Origin of the sequence: Rhizobium lentis (assembly GCF_014200175.1) — a bacterium.
GTDB lineage: Bacteria > Pseudomonadota > Alphaproteobacteria > Rhizobiales > Rhizobiaceae > Rhizobium > Rhizobium mulingense.
Window position 1 is genome coordinate 25,772 of sequence record NZ_JACHBD010000016.1, and the last position, 11,451, is coordinate 37,222.

Annotated in this window: 13 protein-coding genes and 2 pseudogenes; 5 read left to right on the top strand and 10 right to left on the bottom strand. The window is 61.2% G+C overall.

The features are described 5' to 3' along the window. Positions 1–10 precede the first annotated feature (10 nt). Positions 11–964 (top strand): NmrA/HSCARG family protein, encoded by a 954-nt coding sequence (locus GGI60_RS27845; protein WP_183919380.1) that lies wholly within the window; start codon positions 11–13, stop codon positions 962–964. Positions 965–1,004: 40 nt separating this feature from the next. On the opposite strand, the gene GGI60_RS27850 is transcribed toward GGI60_RS27845, so the two are convergent. Further along, positions 1,005–1,925: a LysR family transcriptional regulator gene (locus GGI60_RS27850; protein ID WP_183919382.1), complete on the bottom strand. Its 921-nt coding sequence runs from the start codon at positions 1,923–1,925 to the stop codon at positions 1,005–1,007. Positions 1,926–2,037: 112 nt separating this feature from the next. After that, complete coding sequence (locus GGI60_RS27855; RefSeq protein WP_183919483.1) at positions 2,038–3,075, bottom strand: LacI family DNA-binding transcriptional regulator; 1,038 nt, start codon at positions 3,073–3,075, stop codon at positions 2,038–2,040. 510 nt (positions 3,076–3,585) lie between these two features. Between GGI60_RS27855 and GGI60_RS27860 the strand changes: the two genes are divergently transcribed. Beyond that, positions 3,586–5,088: a DegQ family serine endoprotease gene (locus GGI60_RS27860; protein WP_183919384.1), complete on the top strand. Its 1,503-nt coding sequence runs from the start codon at positions 3,586–3,588 to the stop codon at positions 5,086–5,088. 431 nt (positions 5,089–5,519) lie between these two features. Next, the gene (locus GGI60_RS27865; protein ID WP_096770843.1) at positions 5,520–5,720 is read left to right on the top strand and encodes a hypothetical protein; all 201 of its coding nucleotides are present in this window, start codon (positions 5,520–5,522) and stop codon (positions 5,718–5,720) included. Between the two features lie 320 nt (positions 5,721–6,040). Here GGI60_RS27865 and GGI60_RS27870 read toward each other — a convergent pair whose 3' ends face one another. The 3 genes and pseudogenes from GGI60_RS27870 to GGI60_RS27880 form a co-directional block, all read right to left on the bottom strand. Then, a complete protein-coding gene (locus tag GGI60_RS27870; RefSeq protein ID WP_096770842.1) occupies positions 6,041–6,226 on the bottom strand; it encodes a hypothetical protein in 186 nt (61 codons plus the stop codon). 147 nt (positions 6,227–6,373) lie between these two features. Further along, positions 6,374–6,780, bottom strand: a pseudogene (locus tag GGI60_RS27875) (DUF1515 domain-containing protein). Then, positions 6,767–6,925: pseudogene (locus GGI60_RS27880) on the bottom strand (transposase); the annotation flags it as partial. The pseudogenes GGI60_RS27875 and GGI60_RS27880, both read right to left, overlap by 14 nt. 574 nt (positions 6,926–7,499) lie before the next feature. On the opposite strand from GGI60_RS27880, the gene GGI60_RS27885 reads away from it, so the two are divergent. After that, positions 7,500–8,402, top strand: coding sequence for a dienelactone hydrolase family protein (locus GGI60_RS27885; RefSeq protein ID WP_183919386.1), 903 nt, complete (start codon positions 7,500–7,502; stop codon positions 8,400–8,402). Positions 8,403–8,602: 200 nt separating this feature from the next. Here the strand turns inward: GGI60_RS27885 and GGI60_RS27890 are convergent, their stop codons facing one another. From GGI60_RS27890 to GGI60_RS27910, 5 genes are all read right to left on the bottom strand, one after another. Further along, a complete protein-coding gene (locus GGI60_RS27890) occupies positions 8,603–9,136 on the bottom strand; it encodes a YidB family protein (RefSeq protein ID WP_183919388.1) in 534 nt (177 codons plus the stop codon). A gap of 161 nt (positions 9,137–9,297) precedes the next feature. Continuing rightward, positions 9,298–9,645, bottom strand: a complete 348-nt coding sequence (locus tag GGI60_RS27895; protein ID WP_183919390.1) for a hypothetical protein — start codon at positions 9,643–9,645, stop codon at positions 9,298–9,300. Between the two features lie 121 nt (positions 9,646–9,766). Next, entirely contained in the window at positions 9,767–9,937 is a 171-nt protein-coding gene (locus GGI60_RS27900) for a hypothetical protein (RefSeq protein WP_246720506.1), read from the bottom strand. Further along, the gene (locus GGI60_RS27905; RefSeq protein ID WP_183919485.1) at positions 9,937–10,833 is read right to left on the bottom strand and encodes an alpha/beta fold hydrolase; all 897 of its coding nucleotides are present in this window, start codon (positions 10,831–10,833) and stop codon (positions 9,937–9,939) included. Before GGI60_RS27905 ends, GGI60_RS27900 begins: the two co-directional genes overlap by 1 nt. Positions 10,834–11,082: 249 nt before the next feature. Continuing rightward, positions 11,083–11,235, bottom strand: coding sequence for a hypothetical protein (locus tag GGI60_RS27910; RefSeq protein ID WP_183919392.1), 153 nt, complete (start codon positions 11,233–11,235; stop codon positions 11,083–11,085). A gap of 23 nt (positions 11,236–11,258) precedes the next feature. Between GGI60_RS27910 and GGI60_RS27915 the strand changes: the two genes are divergently transcribed. After that, a complete protein-coding gene (locus tag GGI60_RS27915; RefSeq protein ID WP_183919394.1) occupies positions 11,259–11,447 on the top strand; it encodes a hypothetical protein in 189 nt (62 codons plus the stop codon). Positions 11,448–11,451 lie beyond the last annotated feature (4 nt).

Genomic DNA, 11,451 nt, shown 5'->3' on the forward strand with positions numbered 1-11,451 from the left:
GATGAAAGCCATGTCTACAGACAACAAGCCACTGATTGCGATTACCGGTGCAACGAGCAAACAGGGCCGCAGCGTCGTTGCGACCCTTCTTGCAAGCCAGCGCTTCCGCGTCCGTGCTTTCACGCGCAGAAAGGATTCGCCGGAAGCTTTGCGTCTGGCGAAGCTCGGCGCCGAGATCGTCCCCGCGCCTCTCGAGCTCGGCCGGCAGAAGGATCTCGTTGCTGCGTTCAGGGGCGCGGACGGTGCCTTTCTGATGACGCCGCCGATCGCCCCGCCGGAGACAAGCGAGGCGCCTCTCGGGCAGCAACTGGCGGATGCCGCCGTGGAGGCCGGCGTTAAGCACATTGTTTTCAGCACGCTGGAGAATGTCGACACGATCACCGGCGGGACGAAATATGCGCCGCATTTCACCGACAAAGCCCGCGTTGCCGATTACATTCGCGGCCTGCCGGTCTCGCATTCCTTCATCATGCCGGCATTCTTCTACACCAATCTTCTCGAATATTATGCGCCGCGCATGGATGGCGACACTCTGCTCTTGCCGATTTATCTTCCTGAAGATTTCCGGGCACCTTTTGTCGATCCGCTGACGGCGACCGGGCCTGTTGTCCTCGAGATCGTCTCGCACCCCGAGCGCTTTAACGGCACGACGCTGCCGATCGTCGGCGATATCATTTCGCCGCGTGAGATGGTCGAAACCTTTCAACGCGTGACCGGCATCAAGGCCGAGTATCGGAATGCTTTCACCAGGGACGGGCTACTGACCTACTTTCCGGAGTTTGCCACCAACGAATTTCTCGTTCGAGAGATTCTCGGGATGGTCGAATATGCTGTCGAGTATGGCTATTTCGGCAAGGAGCACGATCTCGAATGGAGCCGGCGCCTGGTCCCCGAGACGCTCAACTGGGAGCAGTTTCTGCGGACGTCGGGGTGGCGCGGCGACAAGCGGTCTTTCGCAGGTTGAAGCCTGTCTCGCAAAAGCACGGCAGCGGTATTGCGAAGACCTACGTCGGCCGGATTCCCGGCAGCCTGGCAATCTCGGCGGCAAGAAAGTCGACGAGGAGCCGAACGCGGGCGATGGCTGCACGCTCCGGCACTATCAGCAAGCTCACCGGAACCGACGAAGGCCGATAGTCTCCAAGCACCACCTCGAGCCGGCCATCGTCCAGAAGATCGTGAACCAGCCAGAGATGGGTCGGGCCGATGCCGCGTCCGGCGGCAAGGGCTTCGCGCGCCGCAAGCCCGTGGTCGACACGCAGCCGGCCGCTGACCGGGATCACCAGGCTGGTGCCATCGGGAGAGGAAAGAAGGAGCTGATTGCTGCCTGCGACGTTGGACATCACCACGGTTTCGTAGCGTGACAGATCGGCCGGGCGCTCCGGGCGTCCCCGGGCGGACAGATAAGCTGGAGCGCCGACCAGCAGCCGCTGGCTCTCTCCGATCGCATGAAGTTTCATCGAGCTGTCGGCGAGAGGTCCAAGACGCAGTGCCACGTCAACGCCTTCGCGAACCAGGTCGATACGCTCGTCCGTCAGGTTGAGGTCGACGCGGATATCAGGATGCCTGTCCTGGAAGTCAAAGATCATGCGCGTGACATGCATGACGCCAAGCGCTGCCGTACACGAAAGGCGAACTGCGCCGGCGGGGGCCTGACGGGCATCTCTGGCTTCTTCCGCAGCCTGTTCGACCAGCCGCAATATCTGAAGGCAGTTGGTATAATAGCGACTGCCTTCCTCCGTCAGGGTGACGCGGCGCGTGGTGCGGCTGAGGAGGGCCACGCCGACTGCCTCCTCCAGTTCATTGAGGTGCCGCGTCACGGTGGATTGGCCGACGCCCAGCTCCCTTGCGACCATCGACAGGTTGGCGCGCTCGGCGACCCGAACAAAGGTGCGCATTCTGTCAAACGACAAGCCTACCTTATCCATTTTTCAGCAAAGTGATCGTCATATCGTCCATATAGGGAATAATGCCAATGATGCCTAGCGGCTGCTTCAGCAAGGCTCGGCTCCACGTCTATTGTTGCGGTGTCGGAGCGGATTAGCGTGTCGAACCGCGCGGGATGATCGAAAAACCGCAATCGACCCTGTCTTCGTCAGGCGGTTCGTCGCGGATGGCGCGCAGCAGCATGTCGGCGACGCGGTAGCCGATGTCCTGGCGCGGAATGTACACCGTCGTCAGCGACGGCTCGATGAAGGCGGAGAATTCCAGATCGTTGAAGCCGCAGATGCCGAGCTCCTCCGGCACGCGGATGCCGCGCGCCTTGCATTCGATAAGGACGCCGAGCGCCAGTTCGTCGCTCTGGGCAAAGACGGCATCGACATCGGGCACGCGCTCGATCAGGCGGGCAAACAGATCCCGGCCGAGGCCGGTGCGGCTTGGCGCATCCCCGCCGATAATGAGATCGGGATCGAAACGTCCCGCGCCCCGCATCACCGCCTCGTAGCCCTCTATCCGCCGGCGCGAGCGGACATCGGCGCCGCGGCCGAAGAAGGCGATCCTCTTGTAGCCCCTCGACAACAGGAAGCGGGTGGGTTCGGCGCCTGCCATATAATGATCGAGGCCGACGACCAGCTTCTGCGGCTCCTGGCTCAGATCGGTGACATGGGCGATGGGACAAGCGGCATTGTCGATCAGCGGCAGAAGATCGCGATAGGATTCGGCGCCGGCAATGATGACGCCGGCCGGCTTCTGCGTCAGGAAGGATTTCAACAGGCCGGCCTCGCCCTCGGCATGGTGCAGCGTATTGGAATATTGCACGGTGAGATCGGTGTTGCGGAAACGATCCTCGATGCCGATCATCAGGCTGGTAAAGCCGTATTGGTGCAAGGCGGGCGTGATGACGGCGACGATGCCGTTGTGGCGGCCGGCCAGCGCCCGGGCGGCGAGATTGGGAATATAGCCCATCTCCTCAACGATGCGCAGGATCTCCTCGCGCAGATCCTCGGAGACGATTTCTGGATTGCGCAGCGCGCGCGAGATGGTGATCGGGCTGACGCCCACCTTCTTGGCCACATCGCTCAGCTTCACAGGCGCGTCGCGCCTGGACTTCCTCCCCCACTCCACCGACTTGCTCATCGTCCCCCGTCTGCCGTCATGGGACTCGACCACCGCCGATTCTCCCTCATTATTTTCTGAAGAAGAAATATTTTAGAGTCTACTAACATCTGATCGTCTCGACATGTTCCGGCAGGCTCAGGATCATCATTCGGCAATTTCGGGCGCGGACGGCGGACCGCCGATCGCCGGCATAGGCCCGCTTAATTTCGATGGAAAGGGAGCCATGATGCCGAACGGAAGCTGCCGGCGCCGCAGCCCTCTCGAAAGCATGGTTAAACCCAAGTGAAACCTTACAAATCGGCAATATAAACATGATGGATATTTAATTTGTAAATCGGTCCGGCGCGATCATATGAATCGGCAAGCGCGAATTCTTCCATTCGCCCGGCCGCCGCCCGCGACGACTGCGCGTGCCCCCGAGAGAATTGGCGCCATACGCCATTCGACGCCAGGTCCCATGACATGGAACCACGACGCCATCAAAAGCCAATCTTCTTCCAAAGGGCGAGTGCCCAAGGGATTACCGCCATGTCACACATCCTCCGCCAACACCGCACCGCAGCGCTCGTCGGAGCCGCGATCATCGCCGGCGCGGCCTGTCTGCCTTTTGCGATCAACACGTCCAAGGCTTTTGCCGCGCCTTCGGATACCGGCGGCATCCTTGCCGCAAGCGGCTCGTTCGCCTCAATCGTCGATGCCGACAAGCCGGCCGTCGTCACCATCACCACGACGATGAGGACGACCGATGTCAGCGCCGATCAGCAATCGCCAATGGACGAGCAGTTTCGCCAGTTCTTCGAGGATCAGGGCATCCCCCTGCCCCGGCAGGCGCCGCACAATCAGCCCTCGCAGCATGCGATGGCGCTCGGTTCCGGCTTCATCATCAGCCCCGACGGCGTCATCGTCACCAACAACCATGTCATCGACAATGCTCTCGATATCAAGGTGACGCTCGACGACGGCACCGAACTGCCGGCCAAGCTGATCGGCACCGATCCCAAATCCGATGTCGCCGTCCTGAAGATAGCGGCGGGCAAGCCGCTGCAGACCATCGCCTGGGGCGATTCCGACAAATTGAAGCTCGGCGACCAGATCCTGGCGATCGGTAATCCCTTCGGCATCGGCACCACGGTGACGGCGGGCATCGTCTCGGCGCGCGGCCGCGACCTGCATAGCGGACCCTATGACGATTTCATCCAGATCGATGCGCCGATCAACCACGGCAACTCAGGCGGCCCGCTCGTCGACCGCGAAGGCAAGGTGGTCGGCATCAATACCGCCATCTATTCGCCGAACGGCGGCAGCGTCGGAGTCGGCTTCGCCATTCCCTCCGATGAGGCCAAGGCGATCGTCGCCAAGCTTCAGAAGAACGGCTCGATCGATCACGGCTATCTCGGCGTGCAGATCCAGCCGGTCACCAAGGACGTCGCCGATGCCGTCGGCCTCGACAAAACCGGCGGCGCGCTGGTGGCCGCCGTTTCCGCCGATACGCCGGCCGCCCAAGCCGGCCTGAAACCCGGTGATATCGTCACCTCGGTCGGCGGCGAGGCCGTCAAGACGCCGAAGGACCTGTCGCGGCTCGTCGCCGATCTTTCGCCGGGCACGCGGGAATCGCTCGCAGTCTGGCGCGACGGCAAGACGATCGATCTCAACGTGACCGTCGGCGCCAATGCCGACAGCCAGAAGCAGGCCGCGACGACAAGCCCGGAAACGCAGGGCCAGGCCTCCGGCCAGCCGAGCCTCGGCATCGGCCTTGCCGACCTGACGCCCGATGTACGCCAGCAGCTCGACCTGCCCCGCTCGGTCAGCGGCGCCGTGGTCGCCAGCGTCAAGCCGGACAAGTCGGCGGCCGCGGCCGGCATCCAGTCGGGCGACGTCATCGTCTCGGTCAACGACCGGCCGGTGCACAATGCCCGCGATGTCAAGGCTGCGATCGCCGAAGCCGGCAAGGCCGGCCGCAAATCGGTGCTGCTGCTCGTCGAGCGCGACGGTCATAAAACCTTCGTCGCCGTGCCCTTTTCCGCGGCCTGAGGCGGCTGCATGTTTCGACATTCAAAATTGCAGATGGAAAGCCCGTGAAGACGGGCTTTTCCTTGTCTTCGTCCCGCCCCGGCACAAGGCTGCGGCCTCCGGGCCATTCCTCTCGCCGCGCATGGTAAATTCCGGTATTTCCCGCAAAAATCCGACGAGAACGGTAGTTTTTCGTGCCGGAAAGCGACAGGGAAACAAGAGGTTGCGCCATCGCCTGACAGGCGGGCAGAAACTGACCGGCTGCCGCCGGACGAATTAACCCTACCGGCTTACCTTAATATCAGCATCCGCTTGAATGCGTGCCGCCCTATGCCATCGTCTTTTCACGATTACAATGTCCGGGATGGCTCACCGGACCCACAGCCCACCTTTCCCAGGAAAGACCGGCTCCATGCATCAAGGGCGTAGCAACATCAAACGGAGGGTATGCCATGAGCAATGTCGTGGAATTTCGTGCCAAATGCCCGCATGTCGAAACTCTGTCCGACTGCCGCGAGGCGCTTGAACCGCATGTGATGAAGATTGTCGCCGAGGCCGTCGGCTGGGGCTTTCCCCCGGCGGAAGCGGCCATGGTGGTCGCCGATATCGCCGATGATTACATTCTGATGCTGTCGCGTGAGCTGCAGCATTAAACGGAGGCGCGCAGGCACCCGCACGCCACCGTCAGCCAGGAATGACCTGCCTCAGTGGGCCGCGCAGCGCCTGCAGGGGTAGCAGGGGATACAGGAGACGAAAACCGTGCCACGCGGCCCATCGATGAAAACACCGGCTCGTGCCGGAAGTTCCCTGCGGAGATACTTGAACAGCGGAGTATTTCCTAACTTATTTCTCGAGGCGGAAATATTCCGTTACCGATAGTCGCGCCTCCCGGGTAAAACTTCGCCGCACAATCTATCGATGCCGGCATTTGTGCTTCCGCGTTCGGAAATACAGACAGCTCGGCTGCATGCATTCACCGCCATTTCGGCTGGCGTGGCGGCGCATTGGCCTGGATCTCATGCAACGGCGCGCGAGAGCCGAGCAGCTTTTTCAGCTTCTTCTCCTCCGCCGGCCCAATTCCAAACTTGCGGCAATGCTCAGCAACATCATGCTCCCGCGGACCGGGAATACGGACTTGGCGATTGTTCATGCTTTTCATGTCTGTTTCCTCCTGAAAGGAATAACAAACAGGCGCCGGTTTGGTTCGTTAGCAAAGTCTAAAATTTAGGAACCTTTATCTCGCCCTTAATGACACCAATGTATCAGGCGCAGTTTCGCTGGATTGCTGTCGATCAACGCCCCCACCTCAACTGATCTTCAACCAGTGCCTGAGCGCCGCCACGGCGCCGTCGCTGGCATAGGCGACGATGCCGCCAGTCGTCAGCCCGGCGAAGGCGATCAGGCCTGAAATCCCGTAGCCGATCGATTTCATCCGTTTCCACTCCGCGAGCGCCGGGGCGTCTCCTGGTTCTTCTCGACGGTTTCCTTGAGCATGCCGATCTCGGCGCGGATCCGTGCATCGGCGCCGCCGCTGATCGCTGCTTTCGTATCGACATGGGCGATCTGCCTTGTCTGCTCGTCGAGGCGCTTGTGGATCACCGCCCTTCCATCATAAGCATTGGCTTTTTCGTCGCTCATCTTCTGGCGCAGCAGCGCGACGTTTTCCTCGATGCCGGTCAGCCTTCCCTCCACGCGCCCGAGAGCGCGCAGGATCGGAGCCGTATTCTCTTACCCACTTGCGCAGGACATTTTCATGAACATCCAGATCGCGGGATGCCTGCGCAACGCTGACCCCACGCTCTCGCACCAACTTCACTGCCTCAAGCTTATACTCGCGGCTGAACTTCCTTCGTTGCATTCATGCGTTCCAGTTTCATTGGAAACACCTTAACTCGGTGTCCACGAAACCGGCAGCAGGTCACGCCGCTCCGGCTGCGGCTTTGGTGAAACGCTACCCCACTCTCCGTCATCCCAGGCGTTGAGGAGCCTTGAGGCTGGGATCATGCGCGGTCCCCATCGGGACGGGGGTGGATCCCAGGGTCAAGCCTTGGGATGACGGAGCAAGGAGTGGACTCTGTGGCAAAACCGACTGGTGTATGATGGCGCTGGCCAGAAAGTCTTGGCGAATACGCATGAGATCGAAGAGCGATACCGACTTGATCGCCGATATCACCTCTGGATTCAACATTCGCAGCTTGGATTTGCGGTAGTGATAAATGATCTCTCAGGGGGTGACCAAGCGCTGATTGTCGGTCTCGCGCCAGTGTAAAATCGAGCCTTCTCGACCAAGGTGAACGCCAGATTCCACGCGTTGCTCCGACAGGTTTGGCAAAACGCCACCCCACCCTCCGTCATCCCAGGCCTTGAGCCTGGGATCCATGCCCGACCCAGCAAAACCAACATGGATCCTCGGACGGCAAGCAATACCATCCATGGTCATCGAGGATTATATTAGCAGCAGGCCGTCGATTACACGGGTGGAGGAGCCTGTGAAAACCGCGAGACTTTTTCTGTCCTTCGTCACCTTTCTTGGCGTCACGCTGGCTGAAAGCCCGGCAAAGGCCGACGAACTGGTGCGGTTCGAAAGCGTGCCCGTGAAGCTCAGCCCGTTTCGTATCCGCAAAGCCCGGGAGCTGGGGGAAATTCTCCCGCAGCCGCAAGGCACGCCCTTGCTCGGATATTTGTCCCGGCCTCCAGGCGATGGCCCCTTCCCGGCCGTCGTCGTCATGCATGGATGCGATCACATGCGTGCGAGCGTCAGGGAGCTTTGGCCGCAACGGCTGGTCTCATGGGGTTATGTCGTGCTTGTTGTCGACAGCTTCACCACTCGCAGCCTCACCGACACATGTCGAAGCCACCTCCCCGACCGCGTCTTCGACGCCTATGGCGCTTTGGAATTCCTGTCGAAATCAGGCTTCGTCGATGCCCGGCGCGTCGCCTTGATGGGCTTTTCGGCGGGCGGCACCGCGACGCTGGACGCCACGAAAATCGAAGGATACGAGCAGCTCGTGGAGCGCAAGTTCCGCGCGGCGATTGCCTTTTATCCCGCCTGCGACGCAGATCGTGGCGATGCGACGGTGCCGAACCTGATTTTGATTGGCGAACGTGACAATTGGAGCCGGCCCGAACGATGCCAGAAGAGGCTTGCCCGTTTCAGTGACAATGCCGCGCCCGTCGAACTCAATATCTACAAGGGCGCTTATCACGGTTTCGATGCCCCGGAATTCGCGGTGGGAAAGCGGGTTTTGGGTCATATCGAAAAATACGATCGCAACGCCGCGGCAAAGTCCATCCGCAGCGTGTACACGTTTCTTCGCAAGCACTTGGGAAAGTAGGCACCCACGCCGCCCACCCTCCGTCATCCCGGACCTTGAACCTGGGATCCATGCCAGCGGCCGGAGACCTGCTTGGGTCCTCAGGTCAAACCCCAGGTGGACGGAGTGCAAGGCGATCTCTGCGGTTCGGACCTGAGAGACTCGTGGCGATCTCGCAAGGGCGTTTCAGCGATGCCCGCGGCACGGCCGAACGAAAGTGCCTAGACGCCGCTCGGCCGCCCGGATGTGGTCGCCTGGCCTGCCGGAGACAAGACATCTTCCTCGGCGGTCGGCAGCCTTCCCTCCGGCGTCAGCTCATCGACGGCTTTCGGAAGATCGCGGCTCAAGCGCCCGAGAATCTCCTCATGCGACAGGCCGGTATTCCTGGCGATCTCGTTCAGAACATCGGGGCCGAGGGCTTCGGCGAGCTCGCCGTCCTTGATGTCGGCGTTCTGGCCGGGGCGCACCCAGGATTCCATCTTGTCGGCGTGGCCGTTCTGCTGGAACGTCTTCAGGAGGTCGCCGAGACCGCCGCTGACGATGCCGCCGGAGGTCAGGCCGCCGAGAAGGCCGCCCAAGCCACCGCCGGAACCGAGCCTGCCGAGAATACCGCCGAGCCCGCCCTGCTGCTGGCCTCCCGCGCCGGATGGCTGCGGGTTCTGCAGGCCGCGCAGGAGCTCGCCGATTTTCTCCCTGTTCTGGTAGCCGGCAACGGCAAGAACGGCGAGAAGCGCCTTCAATTGACCACTCATCATGATGCATTCCTCCGGTGATTGTCAGTACGGTTCAGGCGAACCGCTCCATCTGTTGTCTGCAATTCGACGGGAAAACCGCTTCGGTCCGCTCGGCCAGCCGACGTTGCAAAAAAGCAATGTCGCGCTAAAGCGTCCGGACAGCCGGTTTCATTTTCGTACGGTCATATTTCCGGGCAGCCACGCCGGTTGGCGAAGACCATGCGTTCCGGCCCGCGGCGCGTCATTCCCTGGACGACAATGCTGCGCGGCGACATGCGGACGATCTGGGCGCGGCGAAGGCCTTCGCTGCGGGCAATGTCGAGCGCGTCATCGGGATCGCAGCCACGCGGCCCGCGACGGCCGTAGCGGTCGTAACGGTCGCGGTCTCGGTCCCGGTCCCGGTCGTAAACGCCGACCCCACCGGGGCCGAGGCGCAATTCCAAATCCTGCGCAGCGGCGAGCGTCGGGGCGATGGTCAGCCCGCTCATGGCGGCCAGGCCGCACAATATGAACTGAAGAGACTTATGCATGGTTTCCTCCCATGGTCTTAGGCTTATTGCCATACCAACATCGCTATTGGGATATTGTTCCGTGAGCAGGAGAAGCCGGGGCAGGAGCGAAAGCCTCCGGTCACCTCCGCGGCCCGGCCATTCAGTTCTGGAGCCGCACATGCTGCTCCAGCCAGGCGACGCGAAGCTGCAGATCGACGCCGCCGTCCACCAGAACCGACGCTTCTCCAACCAGGCCTTGCGCACCCTGCCAGCTGGCAAGGAATTCGGCGACGATCCGGGCGAAGCAATCGCTTTCAAGCCCGGCCACCACTACGCGACATCTGTCAATGTCGCAGGCTCGGCCTCCGGTAAGGAGGAACGCTCTTCGATGATCGCGTTCAGCATCCGCAACACCACGGTCGGGGCGATATGATGTGGCAAATGGCCGACGCCTTCGAGGCATTTCACAAGGAGGCCGGGATGTCTTTGCCGAAGCCAACCGATGTGCCGGTCCGGATCGACGACTAGGTCTTGCGACCCGAAGAGCACATGAACGGGAAGCTGCTCGGGCAGACCTGCCAGCAAAACCATGTCCCGGTTGAAGGCTCGCAACTCGTCGGCCATCGTCTCGATCGCGCTTGCCCGGATCATATGGCCGGCAGGCAACATGCTCAGATGGGAGGGAAGAGCATTGGGGAATGATGATGAGCGAAGTCCGTGCCGGAGAAAGAAGGAAGCCCAGCGAGGCATGATGTGGCGGCGGATCGCCGGCCCTATCAAGGGCGCAACCGCGGCGCGCAGCAGGATCAAGGGTTCCGGGGGAACCGGGCTGCAGCAAGGCGAGAGCAACAAGAGCGCTTTCAAGAGCTCAGGTCTGCGGGCGGCCAGATGAAGGGCTGAGGCACTGCCGATCGAATGGGCGACGATCGTTACAGGGCCGACCCCCGCGGTCTCGATGAAACGCTCAAGCCAGAAAGACTGCCCGAGCGGACCCCGCTCCGGTGGCGGCAGCGGGGAACTCAATCCGTAGCCGGGACGATCGACGGCGATCAGTCGGTGTTTGCTGTTTTCGATAGGAAGCAGCACCTCTTGCGCCAGACTGCCGCAGCCATGAAGAACAACAACTGGGCTTCCATTTGTTGAGCCGCTTTCAAGGACATGAACCTGTTGGTCGTCGATGACGCTGATCGTCCCGAGTCTCGGCTGGATGAGCTGCTTCTTCAACATGGGCAGCAAACCCGGCAGGCCAGCAAAAGTTCCGGCGCCGATAGGGCAAGCGACTGATAACATGTGATTTAATACGTCGTCGACGGACATTCTCGAGGGTACGGCGAACTTTCGGCCGGCATCCGATTTCCGTGCCGCAGGCCATTCGCTCGCATGATGGCCCGGATTCCCTGGATTGCTGTACGGCCACCTACATCTTATTCTAGTGTCCTCGCGCCCCATAGCCGCGGAACGTGTGTCACGCCGATTTCACGCGATTTCTATGGCGGCTCTGATTAGATTCTGCTGAGATTTCGCCAGCAGGATTTTGGCCAGCACCGCCGGCCGCCGCAATGGTGAGGAGTTCTCGGGCCGATCAAGCATCCCATGGTGGGCGGCGGTCGGCTGTTTGGTCTTGATCATGCTGCAGCAGGGGGCAGCTGAAGATGCAATTTCCGGTCCATTCAAAGACGATCGCCGAGCTTGATTACGACAGCCAAACCTGCCTCTTGCGGGTGCTCTACAAAGACGGACGAGTAAGCTCTGTTCCCCATGTCGCTCCCACGCTCGTGATGAAAATCGTCGCGCGCGTTCCCGTCGAAAAATCGTCATACCTCATGCAGACGGCCATCTGAGACT

Coding starts and splice junctions, on each gene's coding strand:
- GGI60_RS27845 (WP_183919380.1), top strand. CDS start 11: ATGTCTACAGACAACAAGCCACTGATTGCGATTACCGGTGCAACGAGC.
- GGI60_RS27850 (WP_183919382.1), bottom strand. CDS start 1,925: ATGGATAAGGTAGGCTTGTCGTTTGACAGAATGCGCACCTTTGTTCGG.
- GGI60_RS27855 (WP_183919483.1), bottom strand. CDS start 3,075: ATGAGCAAGTCGGTGGAGTGGGGGAGGAAGTCCAGGCGCGACGCGCCT.
- GGI60_RS27860 (WP_183919384.1), top strand. CDS start 3,586: ATGTCACACATCCTCCGCCAACACCGCACCGCAGCGCTCGTCGGAGCC.
- GGI60_RS27865 (WP_096770843.1), top strand. CDS start 5,520: ATGAGCAATGTCGTGGAATTTCGTGCCAAATGCCCGCATGTCGAAACT.
- GGI60_RS27870 (WP_096770842.1), bottom strand. CDS start 6,226: ATGAAAAGCATGAACAATCGCCAAGTCCGTATTCCCGGTCCGCGGGAG.
- GGI60_RS27885 (WP_183919386.1), top strand. CDS start 7,500: ATGGTCATCGAGGATTATATTAGCAGCAGGCCGTCGATTACACGGGTG.
- GGI60_RS27890 (WP_183919388.1), bottom strand. CDS start 9,136: ATGATGAGTGGTCAATTGAAGGCGCTTCTCGCCGTTCTTGCCGTTGCC.
- GGI60_RS27895 (WP_183919390.1), bottom strand. CDS start 9,645: ATGCATAAGTCTCTTCAGTTCATATTGTGCGGCCTGGCCGCCATGAGC.
- GGI60_RS27905 (WP_183919485.1), bottom strand. CDS start 10,833: ATGTTGAAGAAGCAGCTCATCCAGCCGAGACTCGGGACGATCAGCGTC.
- GGI60_RS27910 (WP_183919392.1), bottom strand. CDS start 11,235: ATGATCAAGACCAAACAGCCGACCGCCGCCCACCATGGGATGCTTGAT.
- GGI60_RS27915 (WP_183919394.1), top strand. CDS start 11,259: ATGCAATTTCCGGTCCATTCAAAGACGATCGCCGAGCTTGATTACGAC.